The following is a 2,084-nucleotide window of genomic DNA, read 5'->3' as shown; positions in this document are numbered from 1 at the left end:
CGGCTCTTCGGGAATTGTTATGCAAATAATTAACTTAAAATAAAATTCGATGAGAGTACCTACGCCCAAAAGTAGCTGAAACTCATATAGGGAAGGACTTAAGGCACAAACAGGTTAATACCAAAAGATAGACAATTGAGTTAAGATTTGATATAATAGCCAAAAACGAGAGGCTCTTCGTTACTCTTTATGCTAAATCAACAGACAAGATGCCAAGACAACATACTTCTAACCCAAAAATTCCGAAAGTTTCTAAAGCCATAGCCTCTTCGTTTTATTAGTTTAAGTTTATTGTTGATTCCCTCGACCACCCCATTCGTTGTCCTTCGCTCAAAATAACTAATGATTTCTCCAAACCAGGGCTCTTCTCTACTTTGTGTGATAAGCACTGATTATCATTCGTAGGAGTCTTGCTAGGCAAGGCTTTGAAGACTATATTTCTATAAAATTATCCCTATTCTTCTTCCCTCCACACAGAAACCAGAAGAGCCCAAAATCGAACAAACTATCGTAAACAGCAGGAAAAATCGGCAACAGGGGAGAAGTCATGACATTAACTGCAAAGGTTTATTGCTAACAGTTTTAGCCCAACAATCCCCAATTTTTCAAGGGTGCTATCACAAAAATTAACATTTATTACAAGAAAACGGGTTTCTCGTAATGTTCACTACCCGATGAAATTGCTATGGTAAAATGTCCATAATAGACAAGAGAGAATTTACTTATGAGTGTAGCCGACGAAATTTACAAAATCGTGAAATCAATGCCTGAAGATCGAGCGAATAAAATTTTGGATTTTGCAAAGTTTTTGCAAGCTAAACCAGAGTTAGAAGATAAGCCATTAGATTTCCGCGATGCGGCAGGATTGGGGCAAGAAATGTGGCAATCAATTGATGTAGATGCTTATATTCAGCAGGAGCGATCATCATGGGAATAGTTTTACAAACGGGAAATATTGTATTTTTAGATACGGCTCCTTTTATTTACTTTTTCGAGCAACATCCCATCTTTTTTCCTTATATGGAAAAGTTATTTTATGATGTCTCCATTTATCAGGTTAAGGTTATCACTTCGATGATCACTTTTATCGAAATTGTTACCCATCCAGCAAGGATAGGTAATCAGGAGTTGGTAGAACAATACCGGACATATTTCACCCGTTCGAGCCAAATTACTCTGTTACCAATCGATTTATCTATTGCTAATGAGGCGATCGCTCTTCGTACCCAATACACTCTCAAAACACCCGATGCGATTCAACTAGGAACAGCGATCGCATATTCAGCAACCTACATTATCACTAATGATAGGCAATGGAAACAGTTAACTCATCAAAATGTATTGCTAGTAGATGAAATGTAGCGAATCAGTTCTGGAAATGAATGATTTTACCTCTCCCCCTAACCCCATCTCCTCGTAGGAGAGGGGGAATTGCGACTCCTGCGAGGAGATGGGGAAATACACTGATAACTGTTAACTGTTAACTGAAATTCATACCTGAAAATGACAATTTTACAGGGTAATTAAAGTATTTAACCAATTGATTAAATCTTCAACCGTAGAGAAATCGAATAAAGCTTCTCCTAATACTTCGACATCATCAATACTTAACTGCATGATTTTAGTTTCCAATGAAGGATTAATCTCCCCTAACTTGCGTTTAAGTTGACGAAGAATCAATGTCTTTTCCCGTTCAATACCCCGTTCAATACCCCGTTCAATACCTTGTTCAATACCGCGTTCAATACCTTGTTCGATACCGCGTTCAATACCTTGTTCAATACCTTGACGCATCCAACTGGTGGTAATTTGCATAACTCCCTCCTGTACGGGTTGACTAAATGTGCTAATCTCTTCTTGAAATTGTCTCTCTTCCACTGGATTTAGATTGAGATATGTATCAATAAATCCAGAAATTAATTGCATTTTTGCAGGATTTAACTTTAAAGTAATTAACAAGCGCAGACATTCCGCTTTTACCTTGGCTCGCTCTTTCTCGGCAATGTTCATCTTCGCCATCAAAGCTGAAGCAACCGGATTCGGTTGATTAAGAAAATCTCGCCAATTTAATCGATTTAACTGCA

At 37.8% G+C, this 2,084-nt stretch carries 3 protein-coding genes and 1 pseudogene; 2 read left to right on the top strand and 2 right to left on the bottom strand.

Annotated features, from left to right (window positions below):
• Positions 1-197 precede the first annotated feature (197 nt).
• A pseudogene (locus O9295_RS24195) lies at positions 198-359 on the bottom strand (transposase); the annotation flags it as partial.
• Positions 360-724: 365 nt separating this feature from the next.
• Here O9295_RS24195 and O9295_RS24190 point away from each other — a divergent pair.
• Complete coding sequence (locus O9295_RS24190) at positions 725-937, top strand: DUF2281 domain-containing protein (protein ID WP_002738971.1); 213 nt, start codon at positions 725-727, stop codon at positions 935-937.
• A complete protein-coding gene (locus tag O9295_RS24185) occupies positions 928-1,362 on the top strand; it encodes a type II toxin-antitoxin system VapC family toxin (RefSeq protein WP_288035877.1) in 435 nt (144 codons plus the stop codon). Before O9295_RS24190 ends, O9295_RS24185 begins: the two co-directional genes overlap by 10 nt.
• Positions 1,363-1,512: 150 nt before the next feature.
• Here the strand turns inward: O9295_RS24185 and O9295_RS24180 are convergent.
• The coding region (locus tag O9295_RS24180) for a DUF4351 domain-containing protein (RefSeq protein ID WP_288035875.1) at positions 1,513-2,084 on the bottom strand (572 nt) is incomplete at its 5' end.

It is taken from the genome of Microcystis sp. LE18-22.4A (assembly GCF_027531105.1).
Classification (GTDB): domain Bacteria; phylum Cyanobacteriota; class Cyanobacteriia; order Cyanobacteriales; family Microcystaceae; genus Microcystis; species Microcystis aeruginosa.
This window is presented reverse-complemented; position numbering and strand designations above follow the sequence as displayed.